15 protein-coding genes are annotated in these 20,438 nt (G+C 59.4%); 11 read left to right on the forward strand and 4 right to left on the reverse strand.

What is annotated here, in order from left to right; translation table 11 throughout:
• Positions 1-104 precede the first annotated feature (104 nt).
• Positions 105-2,555: an endopeptidase La gene (gene lon / locus DIT71_RS02050; RefSeq protein ID WP_114611527.1), complete on the reverse strand. Its 2,451-nt coding sequence runs from the start codon at positions 2,553-2,555 to the stop codon at positions 105-107.
• Positions 2,556-2,768: 213 nt separating this feature from the next.
• On the opposite strand from lon, the gene DIT71_RS02055 reads away from it, so the two are divergent.
• Both DIT71_RS02055 and DIT71_RS02060 read left to right on the forward strand, forming a co-directional pair.
• Positions 2,769-3,638 carry a tetratricopeptide repeat protein gene (locus DIT71_RS02055; RefSeq protein ID WP_114611528.1) on the forward strand — a complete coding sequence of 290 codons (870 nt, stop codon included), beginning with the start codon at positions 2,769-2,771 and terminating at the stop codon, positions 3,636-3,638.
• A gap of 70 nt (positions 3,639-3,708) precedes the next feature.
• Positions 3,709-4,032 (forward strand): hypothetical protein, encoded by a 324-nt coding sequence (locus DIT71_RS02060; RefSeq protein WP_114611529.1) that lies wholly within the window; start codon positions 3,709-3,711, stop codon positions 4,030-4,032.
• A gap of 56 nt (positions 4,033-4,088) precedes the next feature.
• Here the strand turns inward: DIT71_RS02060 and DIT71_RS02065 are convergent, their stop codons facing one another.
• Complete coding sequence (locus DIT71_RS02065) at positions 4,089-5,453, reverse strand: KamA family radical SAM protein (protein WP_114611530.1); 1,365 nt, start codon at positions 5,451-5,453, stop codon at positions 4,089-4,091.
• A gap of 508 nt (positions 5,454-5,961) precedes the next feature.
• Here DIT71_RS02065 and aceE point away from each other — a divergent pair.
• The 3 genes from aceE to DIT71_RS18345 are packed head-to-tail and all read left to right on the forward strand — an operon-like array spanning position 5,962 to position 10,474.
• Positions 5,962-8,631 (forward strand): pyruvate dehydrogenase (acetyl-transferring), homodimeric type, encoded by a 2,670-nt coding sequence (gene aceE, locus DIT71_RS02070; protein WP_114611531.1) that lies wholly within the window; start codon positions 5,962-5,964, stop codon positions 8,629-8,631.
• Positions 8,632-8,641: 10 nt separating this feature from the next.
• On the forward strand, positions 8,642-10,336 hold the full coding sequence (gene aceF / locus DIT71_RS02075; protein ID WP_114611532.1) for a dihydrolipoyllysine-residue acetyltransferase: 1,695 nt from the start codon (positions 8,642-8,644) through the stop codon (positions 10,334-10,336).
• 6 nt (positions 10,337-10,342) lie between these two features.
• Positions 10,343-10,474 carry a hypothetical protein gene (locus DIT71_RS18345; protein WP_264756317.1) on the forward strand — a complete coding sequence of 44 codons (132 nt, stop codon included), beginning with the start codon at positions 10,343-10,345 and terminating at the stop codon, positions 10,472-10,474.
• Between the two features lie 179 nt (positions 10,475-10,653).
• Here the strand turns inward: DIT71_RS18345 and DIT71_RS02080 are convergent, their stop codons facing one another.
• Positions 10,654-11,886 (reverse strand): hypothetical protein, encoded by a 1,233-nt coding sequence (locus tag DIT71_RS02080; protein ID WP_114611533.1) that lies wholly within the window; start codon positions 11,884-11,886, stop codon positions 10,654-10,656.
• Between the two features lie 206 nt (positions 11,887-12,092).
• Between DIT71_RS02080 and DIT71_RS02085 the strand changes: the two genes are divergently transcribed.
• From DIT71_RS02085 to astB, 6 genes are read left to right on the forward strand one after another with little or no spacing between them, the layout of a single operon-like run.
• The gene (locus tag DIT71_RS02085) at positions 12,093-13,544 is read left to right on the forward strand and encodes an exonuclease domain-containing protein (RefSeq protein ID WP_114611534.1); all 1,452 of its coding nucleotides are present in this window, start codon (positions 12,093-12,095) and stop codon (positions 13,542-13,544) included.
• Positions 13,545-13,595: 51 nt separating this feature from the next.
• Complete coding sequence (locus tag DIT71_RS02090; RefSeq protein WP_114611535.1) at positions 13,596-14,813, forward strand: aspartate aminotransferase family protein; 1,218 nt, start codon at positions 13,596-13,598, stop codon at positions 14,811-14,813.
• Between the two features lie 35 nt (positions 14,814-14,848).
• Entirely contained in the window at positions 14,849-15,865 is a 1,017-nt protein-coding gene (locus tag DIT71_RS02095) for an arginine N-succinyltransferase (protein WP_114611536.1), read from the forward strand.
• Positions 15,866-15,893: 28 nt separating this feature from the next.
• Positions 15,894-16,940: an arginine N-succinyltransferase gene (gene astA / locus DIT71_RS02100; RefSeq protein ID WP_114611537.1), complete on the forward strand. Its 1,047-nt coding sequence runs from the start codon at positions 15,894-15,896 to the stop codon at positions 16,938-16,940.
• Between the two features lie 5 nt (positions 16,941-16,945).
• Positions 16,946-18,421, forward strand: a complete 1,476-nt coding sequence (gene astD / locus DIT71_RS02105) for a succinylglutamate-semialdehyde dehydrogenase (RefSeq protein WP_114611538.1) — start codon at positions 16,946-16,948, stop codon at positions 18,419-18,421.
• Between the two features lie 13 nt (positions 18,422-18,434).
• Entirely contained in the window at positions 18,435-19,775 is a 1,341-nt protein-coding gene (astB, locus tag DIT71_RS02110; protein WP_114611539.1) for an N-succinylarginine dihydrolase, read from the forward strand.
• A 14-nt stretch (positions 19,776-19,789) separates the two neighbouring features.
• Here the strand turns inward: astB and DIT71_RS02115 are convergent, their stop codons facing one another.
• Positions 19,790-20,434 carry a TetR/AcrR family transcriptional regulator gene (locus DIT71_RS02115; RefSeq protein ID WP_114611540.1) on the reverse strand — a complete coding sequence of 215 codons (645 nt, stop codon included), beginning with the start codon at positions 20,432-20,434 and terminating at the stop codon, positions 19,790-19,792.
• Positions 20,435-20,438: the final 4 nt, after the last annotated feature.

The raw sequence follows: 20,438 nt of genomic DNA on the forward strand, positions 1-20,438 counted from the left end.
GGCTGAAAGGCCACCGGATGTTTGTTTTTTGTTCACGCTGATTCGAGTAAAGACAAGGCCCTCATGGGCGTCAAGGCAGCTACATACTGGTCCGACCAGTTAATTCAATGAACACTTGCCCCCTTCTTGGGCTTATCCCCAAAACACGCCTGGAATACGTCACTGTACTGCTTCGCGAAATTCACCGTCAGCCCTTCCTTCAGGTACTCCGGCAATTCCTCATAATCCCCCCGGTTCGCTTCCGGCAGAATCAGGTTGCTGATTTTCTGGCGCCTTGCCGCAATGACTTTTTCGCGGATGCCACCCACTGGCAGCACCTGGCCCGTCAGAGTCAGCTCGCCGGTCATGGCGAGGTTCTGCTGCGGTGCTTCCTTGCGGGCAATGGACAGCAGGGCGGTGGCCATGGTGACGCCGGCGCTGGGGCCGTCCTTCGGCGTGGCGCCTTCGGGGACGTGCAGGTGCACGAAGGATTTGTCGAAGAAGGTCGGGTCACCTTTGAACCGCTTCAGGTTCGAGGAGACATAGCTGTAGGCGATTTCGGCGGACTCTTTCATCACGTCCCCCAGCTGTCCGGTGAGTTTGAACCCGCGCTGGGTGCTGTGGATGCGTGAGGCTTCGATACTCAGTGTGGCGCCACCCATGGCGGTCCAGGCAAGACCGGTGACGACACCGACGCCTTTCATGGATTTTTCCTTGCGGAACGCCGGCTGGCCCAGATAGGTCTGCAGGTCAGATACGCCCACCTTCACTGGCTGGTCCGGGTTTTCCAGCAACCGCACGATGCCTTTGCGGATGACTTTGTGCAGCAGTTTTTCCAGGCTGCGCACGCCGGCTTCCCGGGCATAGCCTTCGATGATCTGTTTGATGGCAGCGTCGGTGATGTTCACCTGCTTTTTCAGCAAGCCGGCCCGCTTCAGCAGCCGCGGCATCAGGAAATGCTTGGCGATGGCGACCTTTTCCTCGGAGATGTAACCGGACAGGCGAATCACGTCCATGCGGTCCAGCAGTGGCCGGGGAATGGTGTCCAACTGGTTGGCGGTGCAGATGAACAGCACCTTGGACAGATCCATGCGCACGTCCAGGTAGTGGTCCAGGAATTCCCGGTTCTGTTCAGGGTCCAGGGTTTCCAGCAGCGCGGAGGCCGGGTCACCCTGGAAGGACGCGCCGATCTTGTCGATTTCGTCCAGCATGATCACCGGGTTGGACACCTTGGAGTCTTTCAGGGCCTGCACGAACTTGCCCGGCATGGCGCCGATGTAGGTGCGGCGGTGGCCCTTGATCTCGGCTTCGTCGCGCATGCCGCCGACACTGAAGCGATAAAATTTGCGGCCAAGGGCGTCGGCGACGGAGTGACCGATGGAGGTCTTGCCCACGCCGGGAGGGCCTACCAGCAGAAGAATGGAGCCGCTGACCTCACCCTTGAAAGTGCCTTCGGCGAGGAACTCGACGATACGGTCTTTGACGTCGTGCAGGCCGTCGTGGTCACGGTCGAGGATGCGGCGGGCTTCGCCGAGATCAAAGTGATCTTCCGACGTCAGGCCCCAGGGCACCTGCGTCAGCCAGTCCAGGTAGTTGCGGGTAACGCCATATTCAGGCGAGCCCTGCTCCAGCACCTGCAGTTTCTGAAGCTCGTCGTCGAAGCGCTCCTTCACCTGCTGCGGCGGGCTCAGCTTCTCCATGCGCTCGCGGAAACGTTCGGCGTCTGCAGTCTTGTCATCCTTGGCCATGCCCAGCTCGCGCTGGATCACCTTGAGCTGTTCCTTGAGGAAGAACTCACGCTGGTGCTTCTGGACCTTCTCGTTTACTTCCTCGCTGATTTCACTTTGCAGGCGGGCAACTTCCTGTTCTTTCGCCATCAGCAGCAGGACTTTTTCCATGCGCCGCAGCAGGGGCACGGTGTCGAGCACTTCCTGCAATTCATGTCCGGGTGCACTGGTCATGGAGGCGCCGAAGTCCGCCAGGGGAGAGCTGTCGTCCGGCCCGAAACGGGACAGGTACTGTTTCACCTCCTCGCCGTAGAGGGGATTGGTGCGCAGCAGCTCCTTGATCGAGCTGATAATGGCCAGGGTATAGGCCTTGAGCTCGTCGGCCGCTTCCTCCGGCTCTTCCGGGTATTCCACTTCCACCAGGTAGGGTGGGCGGCGGCGAAGCCACTGGGTAATACGGAAGCGCTGCAGCCCCTGGGCGATAAACTGAACCTTGCCGTTTTCCCCCTGGGCATGGTGAACCCTGACGGCACAGCCGATGGTTTTCAGTTCCTCACTGCCGGGGATGCCCTGTTCCGGGTCGCTGTCTTCCACAAAACAGATGCCCAGCACCTTGTGGTCGGTTTCTCCCACGCGCTTTAAGGTTTCCTGCCAGGGGTTCTGGTTAACCACAATCGGCTGCACCTGGGCCGGAAAGAAGGGGCGGTTGGAGACAGGCAGAACATACATGCGCCGGGGCATGTGCTGTTTTGGCAGTACCAGGCTCTTGCTGTTCTCGTCCTCGCCGATGAGCTCGGTCAGGTCTTCTTCGGGTGCTTCAAAAGCGTAGTCGCGGTTGTCGTCGTTCATACCGTGCAAGCATCCTCCGGGGTATCATTCGGGGAGCGGCGCTCCCGGGCCTACTGCCTATGTAGCGGCGCAGGCCATGATTTCAAGGTAAGGGCCGGTAATTGTCCGGATGGCAAGAGGATGAGGGCCAAACCTTGAATTCCTGCCTTCAGCCCCCAAAACCAACAACAATTCGTCGACCACATTTCAGGAATCTACTTTCAGGTGCCATCCATGAGTAACTCGCCCTATATCTTTGACGCCACAATGGACAACTTCCAGCAGGATGTGATGGAAGCCTCGTCCCGCACGCCGATCCTGATTGATGTATGGGCCGAGTGGTGTGCACCCTGCAAGCAGCTGACACCGCTGCTGGAGAAGCTGGCGGACGAGTACCGGGGTGGCTTCATGCTGGCCAAGGTAAACGCCGACCAGCAGGAGCAGCTGACCGGCAGCCTGGGTGTGCGCAGTCTGCCCACGGTAATTCTGGTGAAAGACGGCCAGGCGGTGGACGGCTTTAACGGTGCGTTGCAGGAAAGCGAAATCCGCAAGATCCTGGACAAGCACATCGAGATCCCCGAAGAAGAGGAAGCCCCCTACGACAAGGCCCACCGGCTCTGGGAAGAGGGTGACGTGGAAGCGGCTCTGGCGGTTCTCACCGAGATGAACCGGAACGACCCGGAGGACCTGAAAGTGCTGATCGACCTGGCGCAGCTGAAGGCTGAGCTGGGCGATCTGGAAACCGCCGAACAGGTCCTGGAAAGCCTGCCGCCGGAAGAAAAACTGCAACAGCAGGCCAAGCAGCTTGCCGCCCGCATCAAGTTTCTCAGGGCGTCCGCCGAACTGCCCCCGGTCAAGGAACTGGAGGACTCACTCGATAAGGATCCGAAAGACCCCAACGCCCTCCATCTGTTGGCGCTGCATCATATCCTGCAGGAAAACAATGCCGAGGCCATGGAGCTGCTGATCCGCCTGATGCAGGTAGACAGCAAGTACAAGGACGAAGTGGCCAAGACCACACTGATCGAGCTGTTCGACAAGCTGGGTAATAACAACCCGGACGTGCGCACCTATCGGCGCAAACTGTATACCCTCATGCACTGATTGATCCGGACGCGTATTCGTTACCGTAAGTCGGGTAGAGCCCATGGCAAAACCCGACTGGTAACCACCGATGTTGAAACTTCCCCCTCAACCCCCATGCTGCGAACTCTGCCAGCGCCCGGTTGCCCGGCTCACCCGCCATCACCTCATCCCCAAACACCTGCACCGCAAGAAGCGCTTTCAGAAGCTGTTTACCAGGGAAGATTTGATTACCCGCACGCTGTGGGTATGCCGGCCCTGTCATAACGCGATTCACAAGGCACGCCCGGAATATGAGCTGGGGCTGCACTTCAATACCGGGGAAAAACTGCTTGAGCTGGAGGAGCTGCAGACATTTGTCGAGTGGCTGAAAGATAAGCCGGAGGGGTTTGTGCCCAAGTTTCGCCGAAGCTGATCATGACGGGGAAATAAAAACGGCCCCGATCAGGGGCCGTTCGGAAAGGGGCAGTGTCAGCCGTTCCCTCGCTTCATCTCCTCATACTCATCCTCAAAGAAGAACTTCTCCTCCCCGAGAGCGGGCTCCAGCTCGTGCAGCCAGGTCGCGGTTTCGCTGTATTTGGCGAAGAAGGGCCGCTGCACCCAGTCCGGGTTGCGGGCCTGGATAAAGCGCAGCACAAATACTTTCTCACCATTGATCTCGGTGATGCCCTGGACTTCTACCTTGCCGGGGCCGGCGCTCATTGACGGGCCGCGGGCGGTGCGGGCCAGGCCGGAGACCTGCTTCATGGCTTCGCGGTAGATGTGGAATGCCTCCACCAGGGGCACTTCAAAGTAGTTCTTGGCGCCGGTGTCCCGCTCCACAAACATGTAGTAGGGAATGATGCCCAGCTGCACTTCCTTGTTCCACAGCTTCGCCCAGTCGTCGGCGTTGTCATTGACGTGCTTGATCAGCGGGCCCTGGGCGCGGATTTCGGCACCGGTGGCGCGCAGGCGACGAATGGCCTCCTCGGCGATGTCGGTGGTGATTTCCTGCCAGTGGTTGTAGTGGGCCATGATGGCCACGTGCTTGCCGGCATCGACCAGGCGGGCAAACAGGTCGATCAGCTCGTCCGCGTCCTTGTCGGTCACAAAGCGATAGGGCCAGAAGGTCAGGGCCTTGGTGCCGATGCGGATGGTCTGGATGTGGTCAAGTTCCGGCTGCAGCAGCGGCTCCAGGTACTGAACCAGGTTCTTGGTCTTCATTACCATCGGATCGCCGCCGGTCACCAGCAGATCGCTGACCTCGGTATGCTCCTGCAGGTAGCCGTGAAGCTTTTCGGCTTCGGTGCTGGCCATCTTCAGGTCTTTGTCGCCCACAAACTGGGCCCAGCGGAAACAGAAGGTGCAGTAGGAGTGGCAGGTCTGGCCCTGGGCCGGGAAGAACAGCACGGTTTCGCGATACTTGTGCTGCACGCCGTCCAGAACCTCGCCGTTCAGCTCCGGCATGTTCATTTCCATCTGGCCGGCCGGATGGGGGTTCAGTTCGTCGCGAATCTCCTTCGCTACTGCCTGGATTTCTTTTTTCTCGGCGCCTTCCCGGTGCATGGTTGCCATGCGCTCGTAATGCGCATCTTTCAGCATGCCTTTTTGAGGGAAGACAAGTTGATAGATGGGGTCGTCTGGTACCTTGTCCCAGTTGATCAGCTCGTTGATCACGTACTCGTTGACCCGGAAGGGCAGCACACTGGCCACTACCTTCATTTCAAACAGTGTCTCCTCGGGGAGATTCTGAATAACGTCAATTTTGTCGAGCTGGCGGTCGGTAAAGACCTTGAAGCGCCGCTCTTCGAACTCTGCCGTGGGGATGCGGTTCGGGAACGTGACGATGGAGTTCATGGATCGCCCTCTTTGGTTGTGCGCCAAATTCAGGAGGGTGGAAGTCGCCACCGCTCCGCTGGTTAAAAAACGGGCAGGCGAGTATACATAAAACCAAAAGCATTTTCAGGTCTAAATAAAACCGTACAGCCAGGCTTTTAGCTTCGGTAGGAATCCTACGACATTGGTCTGAAGATGCTTGTTTGACGTGGAAAAAAACGCCATTCTTGCGTAACTAACCGAAATAGTCTGGTCGGTTGTTGTGAAACCGACCTTAAAAGCGAATTTTCACTGCAAGATGTAGTAAAAATACTACGTAAAGTGTGGATTGGCTCGGTCAATAAACCGTCAAGGCAAACGCGCTTCGGGCGGTAAAACTCGCAATCGTGTTCTATGCTTGTTCAAAGAAACAAACAGGCGAATACCCACAACAAAACGGTCTGCATTCCATCGCAGCTTATCGATACCGCAAGGCGCTTGGCTGCCGATCGTAGCGCGCGCCGTACTTTTTATGCCAAGGGGAGGTTTGATGCACCAGGACGATGATCCCATAGAGACCAGTGAATGGCTGGATGCGCTGGAGTCTCTGATCGAACAGGAGGGCGTAGATCGCGCCAAATACATTCTCGAAAGGCTCTCCGAACGAGCCAGCCGCGACGGCACCGAGTTGCCCTACTCCATCACCACACCATTCCGCAATTCCATCCCGGTAACCCAGGAAGCCCGCATGCCGGGTGACCTGTTCATGGAGCGCCGGATTCGCTCGCTGATCCGCTGGAATGCCATGGCCATGGTGTTGCGGGCCAATCAGCGCCCCGGTGAGCTGGGCGGGCATGTGTCGTCATTCTCCTCGGCAGCCACACTTTACGATGTCGGCTTCAACTACTTCTTCCACGGCGGTGATGAGAAGCGTGAATCGGATCTGGTCTACTTCCAGGGTCACTCCTCACCGGGCATCTATGCCCGTTCCTTCCTGGAAGGGCGCTTTGAGGAAGAGCAGCTGGACAAATACCGGGAGGAAGTGGACGGCAACGGCCTGTCTTCCTATCCCCACCCCTGGCTGATGCCGGATTACTGGCAGTTCCCCACGGTGTCTATGGGCCTGGGGCCGATCCAGGCCATCTATCAGGCTCACGTCATGAAGTATCTGCACAGCCGTGAGCTGATCGACATGGGCGACCGCAAGGTGTGGTGCTTCGTGGGTGACGGCGAGTGTGACGAGCCGGAAACCCTGGGCTCCATCTCTGTGGCCGGCCGCGAGAACCTCAGTAACCTCATCTTTGTGGTCAACTGCAACCTGCAGCGCCTGGACGGCCCGGTACGGGGCAATGGCAAGATTATCCAGGAGCTGGAAGGCGTCTTCCGCGGCGCCGGCTGGAACGTGCTGAAAGTGGTCTGGGGCCGCATGTGGGATCCGCTGTTCGAGCAGGACACCGATGGCCTGATGCAGCGCGTCATGGACGAAGCCGTGGACGGCGACCTGCAGAACTTCAAGAGCAACGGCCCGGCTTACACCCGCAAGCATTTCTTCGGCAAATACCCGGAGCTGTCCAAGATGGTGGAGAACCTCACCGATGAGGATATCGCCAAGCTCAACCGCGGCGGCCACGATCCCTACAAGGTGTATGCCGCCTATCACCGCGCCATCCACAATAACGGTGGCCGGCCGACAGTGATCCTGGCCCATACCATCAAGGGTTACGGGTTTGGCACCGCGGGCGAGGCCCAGAACACCGCGCACTCCCTGAAAAAGCTGGACATGGACCAGCTCAAGGCCTTCCGTGACCGCTTTGCGGTGCCGCTGAAGGACGAAGAGCTCAAGGACGTACCTTACTACCGCCCGGCGCCGGACAGCCCGGAAATCGTCTACATGAAAAAACGCCGGCAGGAGCTCGGCGGCTTCTATCCCAAACGTCGTAAAGACTGCCAGCCGCTGCAGGCACCGGCCCTGGATACCTTCAAGACCCTGCTGGAAGGCTCCAACGGCCGCGAAATCTCCACTACCATGGCGTTTGTGCGGTTGCTGACGGCACTGACCAAGGACAAGCGTATCGGCAAGCGGATTGTGCCCATCGTGCCGGACGAGGCCCGTACCTTTGGTATGGAGGGCATGTTCCGCCAGCTCGGTATCTACACCTCGGAAGGCCAGAAGTACGTGCCGGAAGACCGTGAACAGATCATGTACTACAAGGAGGACAAGAAGGGGCAGGTGCTTGAGGAAGGCATCAACGAGGATGGTTCCATGGCAGCCTGGATGGCAGCGGCCACCTCCTACAGCACCAACAATTTCCCGCTGGTGCCCTTTTACATCTTCTACTCCATGTTCGGCTTCCAGCGGGTGGGCGATCTTGCCTGGGCCTCTGGCGATATCCAGGCCCGCGGCTTCCTGATCGGTGGCACCGCCGGGCGCACCACGCTCAACGGTGAAGGCCTGCAGCACCAGGACGGCCACAGCCACATCCTGGCTCAGACCATCCCCAGCTGTAAGGCCTACGATCCGGCCTACGGCTACGAGATGGCCGTGGTGGTCCAGCATGGCATCAAGGAAATGTTTGAAGAAAACCAGAACGTCTTCTATTACCTGACCATCGAGAATGAAAACTACGAGCAGCCCGCCATGCCCAAAGGCAAGAAGGTGGAAGAGGGCATCATCAAGGGCATGTACCAGCTCGAGTCGGTTGAAGCCAAGGGCGGCAAGAAAGCCTCGCGGGTTCAGTTGCTCGGTTCCGGTGCCATTCTCAACGAGGTGCGTTCTGCGGCCCAGTTGCTGAAGGATGACTTTGGCGTGGCCAGCGATGTCTGGAGCGTTACCAGCTTCAACGAGCTGGCCCGCGACGGTCTGCACATCGAGCGCTGGAACCGCCTGCATCCGGACGACACGCAGAAGAAGTCCTACATCACCCAGTGCCTGGAAAAACAGCAGGGGCCGGTGGTGTCTTCCACGGACTACATCAAGCTGTTCTCCGAGCAGGTACGGGCCTACATCCCGAAAACTTTCCTGACCTTGGGCACCGACGGTTTCGGCCGCAGTGACACCCGCGAAAAACTGCGGAGTCACTTCGAGGTGGATCGCTACTACGTGGCGGTCACCGCACTCTCGGCTCTGGCCCGGGATGGTGAGATCAAGGAGGACGTGGTCCTCGAAGCCATGCGGAAGTACGGAATCGATCGCAACAAAACGAACCCGGTGCTGAGCTAAGGAGACCGCCATGAGTGAGCAGGAAATCAAGGTTCCGGATCTCGGCGGTGCAGACGAGGTTGAGGTTATAGAAATCCTCGTCAGCAAGGGGGATTCGGTTGAGGAAGAAGATCCGATACTGACGGTAGAGTCCGACAAGGCATCGGTTGAGCTGCCCTCGCCTGGTGCCGGCAAGATCACCAAGATCACCGTCAAGGTGGGTGACAAGGTCAAGGAAGGCGACGTTGTCGGCATGATGGAAGCCGGAGAGTCCGGTGGTTCCGGTAACGACAAGAGCAGTGGCGAAGAAGCCGGCTCCGCTGAGGAGGATAAATCCGCAGCGAAGTCAGAGGACAAGGACGACAAGGCCGGGGAGAAAAAACCGGCGCCGAAGAAATCCGGCGGTTCCCGCAAGGAAACCGTGAAGGCGCCGTCGCTGGACGGCTTCGACGACGTGCCGGTTATCGAGATCAACGTCAGCGAGGGTGACGAGATAGCGGTGGACGACCCGATGGTCACCGTGGAGTCCGACAAGGCCACCATGGAGATTCCGTCCCCCTACGCTGGCAAGGTCGGCAAGATCCTGGTCTCCGAGGGAGACAAGATCTCCGAGGGCCACGAACTGCTGGAAATGACGGTAACGGAAGACGGTGGTGCAGGCGGCGGAAGCGACGAGGAAGAAGCCTCCTCTGATGCCGCCGAGTCTTCCGGCGGCGACAAACAGGAAAGCAAGGCGGAGTCGAAAGGCAAGAGTGAGGAGCCAAAGCCGGAGCAGCCGTCGGCAACCTACGAGCCGCCCGCGCCGGGCACCAAGGTTCACGCCGGCCCCGCGGTGCGCAAGCTGGCCCGTGAATTCGGTGCGGATCTTACCCGCATCAAGGGGTCGGGCCCGAAAAACCGCATCCTGAAAGACGATGTGCAGGCCTACGTGAAGAGCCAGCTGCAGCAGACGCAGCAGGGCAGCGCGGTGTCCGCAGGTGCCGCTGGTGCCGGTATTCCCGGTGTCAAGCTGCCGGACTTCAGCCAGTTCGGTGAGATTGAAAGGGAATCCATGTCCCGCATGATGTTCGCCACGGCGAATAACATGCAGCGCAGCTGGCTGAACGTGCCCCACGTTACCCAGTTCGAGGACGCGGATATCACCGACATGGAAGACTTCCGCAAGGCACAGAAAGCGGCTGGCGAGAAGAAGGGCGTGAAGATGACGCCGCTTCCGTTCCTGCTGAAAGCCTGTGCCACTGCCCTGGCAGAGCTGCCGCAGTTCAATGTGGCGTTGGATATGGAGCGCAAGGAAGTGATCCGCAAGCAGTACATCCACATCGGGATTGCGGTGGATACGCCTAACGGGCTGATGGTGCCGGTGATCCGGGATGTGGACAAGAAGGGGCTCTGGGAGCTGGCCGCGGAAAGTGCGGAGCTGGCCCAGAAGGCCCGGGACAAGCAGTTGAAGCCGGCGGAAATGCAGGGTGCCTGTTTTACCATCACCAGTCTGGGTGGTATCGGTGGCACGGCGTTTACGCCGATTGTGAATACGCCGGAGGTGGCGATTCTTGGTGTGTCCAAGGCGGCGATGAAGCCGGTCTGGGATGGCAAGGGTTTCCAGCCGCGGCTGCTGCTGCCGTTGTCACTGTCCTATGATCACCGGGCGGTGAACGGGGCGGATGCGGCGCGGTTCACGTCCATGTTGAGTCAGTTGCTGGGGGACATTCGCTCTTTGCTGCTTTGATTTCTGGTGATTGATCGCTCTGTAGCCTGCGGGTTGCGGGGCGGTCGCAAGGCCGGTCAGGTTATTCAGAACACACCCGTGGATACGTCCCTGTCGGGCTCGGTCGCGCCGTCCCTGGCGCTCAACGGTTCTGAATAACCTGACCGGCCTTGCTTGTTTTAGCGACTGTGATATCTCCTCCCTGGTTCTGCTTGGTTATTGGTCTGGTCTGGCAGTGATTTAGCCTTGACGACCTGCTGCCATGTTTTCACTTTGTCGACCACAAACAAAAACCCCGGCCGGAGCCGGGGTTTCTGCTGAGTTAACTTCCAGAAGGCTTAGAAGTTGTACTGTGCTGCAAACATGACGCGGTTTGCATCACCGTCGCTACCGTCAACGTTGTCACGCTGCAGGCGGGCATATTCGATACCCATCATCACGTTCTCAACTGGCGTCCACTGGTAGTTAGCCATTACCGCAGAATTGGTCTCGCTTTCACCAGCAACCTCTGCTGCGCCAAGATCATCGGCGGCGTCATCCCAGTCGACATCCACAATGCCGTAACCAATGTTGATGCTGCTTCCGCCGCCCAGATTGAACCCAGCGCCAACGGAGCCGCCATAGCCTGAGATTGTTTCCAGTTCGCCGTTGACAACATAGGCGCTATCAGCACCGAAATTATCGCCTGAGCGATAAAGGTAGCTGTTTGCGCCGTCGCTGTAGGTCAAAGTGCCTTGGATGGTAATCATATCGGTCAGGGCCATTTTACCTGCCACAAAAGTAGCAACACCGACGGCTGTATCGTCCTGTGTGCCGCCATCCACTTCCAGCTGATGCACAAGTACTGCGGCAGAGTAGGACAGGCCGCCTTGTGAGTCTTGCAGCCTGGCAGTTAATGTTGGTAGTGGTTCTTTCTGAGTGCTTGCAGTGGTTCTGCCTACAAATACCGGATCTCCATTAGCATCCGTTGCTTGCAAGCCTGTGTTGATGTCAAAAACCGGTGTTCCAACAGAATCAACCGCCGCTGCTCCCAAGATAGAAGCGACGTTCTCCTCGAGAGAGATTGACAATGGACCAGTAGTGTATCGCCCTTGCGCAACACGACCCTGAAGACCCGCCAGACCCGGCAGTGAGTCAAAGTCCAGCGTAGAGGTGTTGCCTACGAAGCTGTTGAAGTTGGACCAGGTCTGGCCCATCAGGACGCCCCTGTACTCACCGAAACCATGACGCAGGCGCAGAGTTCCACCACGGAAGTCACCTTCTACCGTCATTTTGGCGCCGCTGGAATGCGTAGTGGTCAAGCCAATACGGGTCTGGCTGGCATCGGCACCGAAGTTGCCGGTTGCCCCGTCAGAACCAGAGGTATTGATCAGGTCGTAGGACCCGGCTTCGGTTGAGATCGCAACATCTTCGTCGATGTCGTAAACAGCGTTTAGACGCGCATAACCATAAATACTGGTATCCCAGTCGTCGCCAGTCGGAACATCGAGAGCCATTGCCTGGGAAGCCATGCCGAGAGCCGCGATTGCAGCCGTCGAACGAATTGCCATTCTTAATTTGTTGCTTTGCATCTTTGTTGTCTCCACACTTATTTTTGTTGGACCCACTTCAAAGTAGTTACCATTCCATGACAATTCAAATAAATTCGTGCATTAATTAGACGAATGTCTATACAGCGAAATCGTGGGGTTAGGGGAACTTTTTGAGAATTGAGGTTACTCGTACTGTTCTGATACAGAATGCATCTGCGATTTGCCCGAAGGCGTAAACGACCCCCATGACGAAAAATGCCCGAATTCTTGAATCCGCCACCTTTGCCTTCCTTGATATCGAAACCACGGGGGGCAACGCCTCCCACGACCGTATCACCGAGATTGGTATCCGCTTCTGGCGCGCAGGGCAGGTGGTGGGTGAGTGGCAGACGCTGGTCAATCCACAGACCCGCATTTCGCCGTTTATCGAGAGCCTGACCGGCATTTCCAATGCCATGGTGGCGGAGGCTCCGGTGTTTGAGGATATTGCCGCGGAGCTGGAGTCACAGCTGGAAGACACGATTTTTGTGGCCCACAACGCCCGCTTCGATTACGGCTTTATCAAGGCCGAGTTCCGGCGGCTGGGGCTGCTGTTCTCTGCGAAAGTGCTTTGCACCGTCAAGCTGTCCCGCAAGCTCTACCCAGGCTTTCGCCGCCACAACATGGATGCACTGATCGAGCGGCACGGGCTTGGGCAGGTCCAGCGGCACCGGGCCATGGGCGATGTGTCTGCCATGCTGGGGTTTTTCGAGCATGCGCTGGCTGGCAAAGGTGATGAGGCCATGGAAGCCGCCGTCCGCGACCTGTTGCAGCGGCCGAGCATTCCCTCCAATCTGCCGACCGACGTACTGCAGGATCTTCCCCGCGGGCCGGGGGTGTACCGGTTCTATGGTGAAAATGATGTTCTCCTCTACGTCGGTAAAAGTACTAACATTGCCCAGCGAGTCGCCTCTCACTTCTCCGGGGACCACAATTCCAGCCGTGGCATCCGCATGTCGGAAAGCCTGCGGCGGGTGGACTGGACAGAAACCGCTGGCGAGCTGGGCGCGTTACTGCTTGAATTAAAGCAGATAAAGCAGTTGAAACCGCTGTTCAATCGCCGCTCCCGCGCCGCCAAGAATCTGGTGAGTATCGAGCTTGTGGAAAATGCGGACGGCTACCTGCAGGCGCGGCTGGTCCGTGAAATCGAGCCTCACCGGCTGGGTGATTATTTCGGGCTGTTCCGCAGCAAGAAGGACGCCGAGAAAGCCCTCAGTGGTATCGCGGCGAAGAATGACCTTTGCAACAAGCTGCTGGGGCTGGAGCCGGAACACGAAGGCCCCTGCTTCCAGCGCACCCTGGGCCGCTGCCGGGGCGCCTGTGACGGCGGCGAGGATGTGGTGAAGTACAACCTGCGGGTGCAGATCGCGTTTCACGGCCTGCGCCTGAAAACCTGGCCCTGGCGAGGGCCGGTGGCGGTGTCCGAACACAATGCCAGGACCGGCAGGACCGACTTTCTGGTGGTCTACAACTGGATGCACGTGGCCACGTTGCACAGTGAGGATGAGGCCCGGGAGTTGTCACTGCGGGGCCAGGCTGTGAGATTTGACCTGGATTCCTACAAGCTGGTGGTCAAGGCCCTGATGGGTCAGGATGGGCGCTCGCTGAGGGTGGTTGAGCTGGACGCGATCGGCCAGCCGGATGTGCTCATGCCTTGAGTGGCGTATGATTAAATGTACCGTTTCACGATTTTTGTCTGAGAGAGACCGATGAACAGAGAACCCGTCAGCCGTGAATTATTCGATGAGGTAATGGTGCCCAACTACGCGCCGGGAACGGTGATTCCCGTGAAGGGGGAAGGCTCCCACGTGTGGGACCAGGAGGGGAAGGAATACATCGATCTGGCGGGCGGAATCGCGGTGACCTGCCTGGGGCACTCTCATCCCGGGCTGGTGAGCGCGCTGATGGATCAGGCCGAGAAAATCTGGCACCTGTCCAATGTGATGACCAACGAGCCTGCCCTGCGGCTGGCGAAAACCCTGTGTGGTCTTACCTTCGCCGAGCGGGTGTTCTTCGCCAACTCCGGGGGCGAGGCCAACGAGGCCGCGTTCAAGCTGGCCCGTCGTTATTCCTGGGAGCATTTCGGTCCCGAAAAGAACGAAATCATCGCCTTCAAGAACGCCTTCCACGGCCGCACCCTGTTTACTGTCAGTGTGGGCGGCCAGCCCAAGTACCTGGAAGGTTTCGAGCCGGCCCCGGGTGGTATCCACCACGCCGATTTCAATGACCTGGAGTCGGTGAAAAAGCTGATCTCCAGAGACAAGACCTGCGCCGTGGTGGTGGAACCGATACAGGGTGAAGGCGGTGTCATGCCCGGGGATGGGGAGTTCCTCAAGGGGCTGCGTGAACTTTGTGACGACAACGACGCGCTGCTGGTATTCGACGAAGTCCAGTCCGGCGTTGGCCGCACCGGCCACCTCTACGCCTATCAGATGTACGGCGTAACCCCGGACATTCTCTCCACGGCCAAAGGCCTTGGCGGGGGCTTTCCGGTGGCGGCCATGCTGACCACGGAAAAGGTTGGCAAAAGCCTGGGCGTCGGCACCCACGGCAGCACTTACGGCGGCAACGCCCTGGCCTGCGCCGTTGCCCAGCGGGTAATCGACACCGTGAGCCAGCCGGATATTCTCAAAGGCGTGGCCGCCCGTTCCGATCACCTGCGCAAGGGCATGATGGAGATCGGTGAGCGCTACGGCATCTTCAGTGAGGTTCGCGGCTCCGGCCTGCTGCTGGGTTGCGTGCTGACCGAAGAATGGCAAGGCAAAGCCAAGGAGTTTCTCAATGCCGGCCTGGAGGAGGGTGTGATGGTGCTGATCGCCGGCCCCAGCGTTATCCGGCTGGCGCCGTCGCTGATTATTCCCGAGCCGGATCTTGATGAGGCATTGACGCGATTTGAAGCGGCTGTAAAAAAGGTTTGTGGCCAATAGTCCGACACCAACGACACTGAACAGGGGAGCCGCCTATGTGGCTGGTACGTCCGGCTCAGCCGGGTGACCTGAACGACATTCTCGACATTGCCGGGGGCCAGGGCCCCCGCATGTCATCCACACTGCCCAAGAAACAGGACGCACTGGCCGCCAAAATCGAACAGTCTGCCCGCTCCTTTGCCGGCACGAACAACGCTAGTGAAGCCAGACGGTTCCTGTTTGTCCTGGAAGATACCGGCAGCGGCAGAGTCCAGGGCGTATCGGGTATTGATGCGCGGGCGGGCAACGGCCAGCCTTTCTACAATTACCGGCAGGACGCGCTTATCCATGCCTCCCATGAACTGGGGGTCTCCCGGCGGGTGGAAGTTCTGTATCCGTCCCATGCCCTGACTGACCATACCCTGCTCTGTTCCTTCACGATCAGGCCCGAGCTGCGCGGTACCGATGCCTTCGAGCTGTTGTCCCGCGCGCGGATGCTGTTTATCGCCGCTCACCGTGAGCTGTTCACCGATCAGATTGTTGTGGAGATCCAGGGCGTGCAGACGGAGAACGGCGATGTGCCTTTCTGGGACAGTCTGGGCCGGCATTTCTTCAACATGGATTTTGAAACCGCGGACCAGTATTCCGGCCTGCTCAGCAAAACCTTTATCGCCGAGCTCATGCCGCCCAACCCGATTTACGTCACGTTGCTGAGTCAGGCGGCCCGGGAAGCGCTGGGCCAGCCGCACCCGCAAACCCGCGCAACCTTCGAGCTGCTGCAGCACGAGGGATTCCACAGCGGTTGCTACCTGGATATTTTCGACGCCGGCCCGGTACTGGAAGCCCGCACTGACACGCTCAAATCCGTGGTGACCAGCCACCCCAAAATCCTGCATGCCGCCAATACCGACGATGGCGAGCCGTGCCTGGTTTCCGGTGGCGAAGGCGAGCGCTTTCGCTGCACCCTGACCGCGCTCACCGAAAGCCTCGGGGACGAGGTCAGGGTGCCGGTGAAAACCTGGAACTGCCTGGGCCGAAGCTCCGGTGACGAAGTAAGGATTACACCGCTATGAACAGGGCGATCGCACGCAGGAGGCCGGTATGCTGTTGATCCGACCACTACAGGAAAACGATCTGGATGCCCTTTACGCCATGGCGCAGGGGGCAGGCAAGGGCCTGACCACCTTGCCGGCAGACCGGGAGTTGCTGCAGAAAAAAATTGACCACGCCAGGGAAACCTTCAACCAGCGCTGCGCCCCGGAAGCCGGGCTGTACCTGTTTGCCCTGGAAGACACCGAACTGAAACAGTGCGTGGGCATCAGCGGCATCCAGGCCCGGGTAGGGCTGGATGAGGTGTTCTACAACTACCGGCTGAGCGTGACGGTAAACGCCTCACGGGAGTTGGGCGTGCACGTGCGCACGCCAACCCTGCACCTGTCCAACGACATGACCGATACCACGGAAATCTGTTCACTGCTGCTGTCGGGCTCCCACCGGGGTGGCGGCACCGGGCTGCTGCTGTCCCGCTGCCGGTTCATGTACCTGGATGACTTCCGCAAGCATTTTTCCGAGAAAGTATTCGCCGAGATGCGCGGCGTGTCGGATGGCAACGGCCAGAGCCCTCTTTGGGATGCCCTTGGCAGCAAATTCTTTGACATGGAATTCAGCGAAGCCGATGTGCTCTCCGGGCTGGGCAATAAATCGTTCATTGCCGAGCTGATGCCGAAATACCCCATTTACCTGCCGATGCTGCCGGATGCTGCCCGCGCAGTGATTGGCCGGGTACACGAAAACACCGCGCCGGCGCTGAATATGCTGCAGGCGGAGGGATTCAACTTCAACGGCATGGTGGACATCTTCGACGGTGGCCCGGTTGTGGAGGCGTTCATTCACAACATCCGCACCGTACGCGAGGGCATCAATCGCCACGTGATGATCCGCAAGACTCCGCTGGACCTGAATGTGCCGGCGGAAGACCAGGTCATGATATCCAACCGTTCATTCCGTGACTTTCGGGTAACCACCATACCCGCCGGATGCATCGGGTTGGATACTGTCAGCATCCCGGCTGAAGTGGCAGGGGCGCTGGAGGTTGAATCCGGCGATCTGGTGCGGCTGGCCCCTTTAAAAGACACCGGAAGGAGGTAATAACTATGGCCAAACTGACAGGCCAACTGTTTATTGATGGGCTCTGGCTGGAGGGCCATGGCGAGTTATTCGAATCCCTTCAGCCGGTGACCGGCGAAACTGTCTGGGATGGCATTGGCGGCAGCATCGAGGATGTGGATGCGGCGGTGCGTGAGGCCCGCAGTGCGTTTGTTGGCTGGCGCAAGCGTCCGTTCGAGGAGCGCCAGGCACTGGTGGAGAAATTCGGCAAACTGCTGGAAGAGCACAAGGAAGAACTGGCGCACCAGATTGGCCTGGAAACCGGCAAGCCGTTGTGGGAGTCCCGCGCGGAAGTGGCGGCAATGATCGGCAAGATCGGAATATCCGTCAGTGCCTACCATGACCGCACCGGCCACTCGGAATCCGATGTTGCTGGCGGACACGCGGTATTACGGCACCGGCCCCATGGTGTGGTGGCGGTGTTCGGCCCCTACAATTTTCCCGGGCACCTGCCCAACGGTCACATAATTCCGGCCCTGCTGGCTGGCAACACCGTGGTGTTCAAGCCCAGCGAGCTGGCCCCCGGTGTCGGCGAGATGACCGTAAAATTATGGGAGAAGGCCGGCATTCCCGCCGGGGTGGTCAACCTTGTTCAGGGCGCGGCGTCAACCGGTAAATCCCTGTCTGCCCACCCGGGCCTGGACGGCCTGTTCTTCACCGGCAGCTCCACCGTGGGGCACCTGTTGCACGAACAGTTTGGTGGCCAGCCCGAGAAAATACTGGCCCTGGAAATGGGTGGCAACAACCCGCTGATAGTTCAGGACGTCCATGATGTGGACGGTGCCGTTCACCATGCGTTGCAGTCCGCGTTCCTGTCCGCCGGGCAGCGTTGCACCTGTGCACGCCGTTTGCTGGTACCCAAGGGTACCAAGGGTGACAGGTTTCTGGAGCGCTTCACCGAGGTGGTCAGCCGCATAAAAGTGGGTGAGTTCGATGCGGAGCCGCAACCGTTCATGGGCTCTGTCATCTCCGTGGAAGCGGCCGAGAAACTGCTGTCAGACCAGACTTGCCTGCTGCAGCAGGGCGCCCGCTCACTGCTGGAAATGAAGCAGCTGAAGGAAGGCACCGGTTTGCTGTCCCCGGGTATCGTGGATGCGACCGGCCTGGAGCTTGCAGACGAGGAGTTCTTTGGCCCCTTGCTGCTGGTTTTCCGCTACAAGAGCTTTGATGAAGCCCTGGAGCTGGCCAACAACACCCGCTATGGACTGTCGGCAGGTATCCTCACCGATGACCACAAGCTTTACGAGCGGCTGGCGGACGAAGTGCGGGCCGGTATCGTGAACTGGAACCGGCCGCTGACCGGTGCCAGCAGTGCCTCCCCGTTCGGTGGCGTAGGTGCCAGCGGTAACCATCGCCCCAGCGCCTACTACGCGGCCGATTACTGCGCCTGGCCCATGGCCTCGCTGGAGGCGAAAAAGAGTGAAATGCCGGAAAGCCTTGCTCCGGGGCTAAATTTCGACTGACGGAAAACCAGACATGGCCAAGCACGCGGTAGAAGCCAACTTCGATGGCCTGGTAGGGCCCACCCATAACTACGCCGGGCTTTCCTGGGGTAACGTGGCCTCCAGGTCCAACGTCCGATCTGTCTCCAACCCCAGGGAAGCGGCCCTGCAGGGGCTGGCAAAGATGAAGCAGCTGGCTGACAGGGGCTATGTCCAGGGCGTGCTTCCCCCCCATGAACGTCCCCACATTCCCACCCTGCGGGCGCTGGGCTTCGGTGGTTCTGACGGCGACGTGCTGCGGGCTGCTGCCGAGCAGAGCCCGGCCCTGCTGGCGGCGGTATCCTCGGCATCCACCATGTGGACTGCGAATGCCGCCACCGTCTCGCCCAGTGCCGACACGTCGGATCACCGCGTGCACTTCACCCCGGCCAATCTGAGCGCCAAGTTTCATCGCTCCATTGAACACCTGGTCACCGGCCGGGCGCTCAAGTCCATTTTCAAGGACGAATCCCGCTTTGCCCATCACCCGGCGCTGCCGTCGGTCAGCCAGTTCGGCGACGAGGGCGCCGCCAACCATACCCGGCTGTGTGGCGGTTACGGCGAGCCGGGTGTGGAACTGTTCGTTTATGGCAAGGTTGCCTTCAACGAACAGGCACCGGGCCCCAAAAGATACCCTGCCCGCCAGGCACTGGAAGCCTCCCAGGCCATTGCCAGGTTGCACGGCCTGACCGACAGCCAGGTGGTCTTCGCCCAACAGAACCCGGACGCTATCGACGCCGGCGTATTCCATAACGACGTCATCGCGGTGGGTAACGCCAACACCCTGTTCTACCACGAGCTGGCGTTTCTGGAGGAGCAACAGGTGCTGGCCGGCATCCGCGCCCGCCTGACCGGTGCAGAGCTGGAGGCAGTGCGGGTCAGCAACGAGCAGGTCCCGCTGGAAGATGCGGTGGCCTCTTATCTGTTTAACAGCCAGCTGCTGAATACCCCGGACGGCATGATGCTGGCGGTACCGGGGGAGTGTCGGGAAATTACCTCCGTCAGCCGCTACCTGGATGAGCTGGTGGCGAACGCCGGGCCGATTACCTCGGTCGAGGTGTTCGACGTCAAACAGTCCATGCGCAACGGCGGTGGTCCTGCATGTCTGCGGTTGCGGGTGGTGCTGGATGACGATGAACTCAGGGCCATGCACCAGGGTGTTCTGCTCAACGATGCGCTTTACGAGCGGTTGACGACCTGGGTGAAGACCCATTACCGGGACGAGCTGTCCCAGGATGATCTGGGTGATCCGATGCTGCTTGATGAGGTGCGCAAGGCACTGGATGAGTTGAGCGGGATTCTGGGGCTGGGGTCGATATACGACTTTCAGCTCTGAGTTTTCTGCCAATCCTATCGAGAGGCAATAGAAGACGTCAGCATTTCCATGGTGTGCCGAATCAGTGATTCGGCAGGGAAGTTCCCCGCCTGGCCGCTTTCGGCCATTTCGCTCTGGCACAGCATGATCACGCCGTGCAGTGCGCCGCGAAGGTATAGCGCTGTTTCCACCGGATCGTGGATGCGGTCGCGGTTCATGGTGCCGTCGCTCAGCCCCAGATGAATTGCCCCTACCATCAGATCCATGGTCTCCGCCTTGCAGCGCAACATCTCGTTCGCCAGATCATCGTCGGCCTCCGCCATGGCGGTGGACGCGGCGGTGAGAGCTGAGAAGTAATCCGGCTGGTCACGGTAAAACTGGTAATAGGCCACCCCCATGGCCCTGATCTGCGCCAGCCCGGTATCGGCAGTCTGGCGCGCTTCCCGGAAGCGGCGGCACAGGCTGTGGCCGGCCCGCAGCATGATGCCGTGCTGGATGGCGGCCTTGTCCCTGAAGTACACATACAGCAGCGCGCGGCTCAGGGCAGCGGTGCGGGCGATGTCATCCATGGACGTGCGTTCGTAGCCTTTCTCTGCAAATGCCAGCTCGGCGGCGTCCAGGATGGCGTCGTACCTTGCCTGCTTTTCTTTCTCTCTACGGGTTTTCAACGGCTCACTCATAGGG

Origin of the sequence: Marinobacter vulgaris, assembly GCF_003344045.1 — a bacterium.
GTDB classification, from domain to species: domain Bacteria; phylum Pseudomonadota; class Gammaproteobacteria; order Pseudomonadales; family Oleiphilaceae; genus Marinobacter; species Marinobacter vulgaris.